The organism is Oleiphilus sp. HI0061 (genome assembly GCF_001635675.1).
In genome coordinates this window covers 1-770 of sequence record NZ_LWFE01001025.1, presented here as the reverse complement: position 1 = coordinate 770, position 770 = coordinate 1, and the positions used below count along the sequence as shown (strand labels likewise).

Here is a 770-nt window from a genome sequence, read left to right as displayed (position 1 = left end):
TATTAATTATTTGAAGCGATAGTTTATTCATTGCGCTAACTTTGTCCAATAAATACGCCGGCATATATGGTTGTTCCGTCTTCATCCTGCGTAAAGACTTCCCAATCCGGCTCAATATCCTGCATTAGCGTTTGCGCTTGTTCCTTCGTAAGCTGGATCGGCACATCTAAGTGTGTATCTTCGCTTATTTCGAGTTGTACTTGGCCTGCCAGGATATTTCCTAATTCACAGAGCGCGTCATTTGCGTCGTTTTTGCTGAGCTCTTCTTCCGGTAGCTGAAATAATAGAGAGGCGGCCCTGTAGCTAAGTTTTGTTGGCATTGCTAAAACCATTAAAAAATTGTTTTGGCCAACGATAGGTATTTCTACAAAGCACTCTAAAATGCATTCTTGTTGATGAGGCTGGGGCTCAATATATTTGAGCTCGGCACCAAATAGCTTAGTCCACACACCTGATAGCAAGCTATAAAAAGTTTGCTTGTTCATTCTGTCAGCATCCTGTTTTTTAAACGCATTGCTTCACGTGCATAGTGGAATCTCTTAACGAAAGAAGGAAATCGGCTACCTTCCAGTATAGAAAAGAATTTTATTTTTGCTCTGAATAATTGTCGGTGATAACAAAATATTACAGAACATGGATGTTATGACGTAAAAAACTGTATTATTCACAACAGAAAAATGAACAAAATAAGACTATATTTACGATTAGAATAAATTTACGTTTAATTTTGGCAATTTTTGTTGAAAGATTGCGTATCAAGGATGGCCCAA

The 770-nt window shown here is 37.9% G+C and carries 1 protein-coding gene; it reads right to left on the bottom strand.

The genetic code is table 11. The features are described from left to right. Positions 1 to 35: 35 nt before the first annotated feature. Positions 36 to 485, bottom strand: coding sequence for a chemotaxis protein CheX (locus tag A3735_RS12835; protein WP_068507627.1), 450 nt, complete (start codon positions 483 to 485; stop codon positions 36 to 38). Positions 486 to 770 lie beyond the last annotated feature (285 nt).

What these genes read in the sequence shown, in the direction of transcription:
- A3735_RS12835 (WP_068507627.1), bottom strand. Translation starts at nt 485, where the DNA reads ATGAACAAGCAAACTTTTTATAGCTTGCTATCAGGTGTGTGGACTAAG.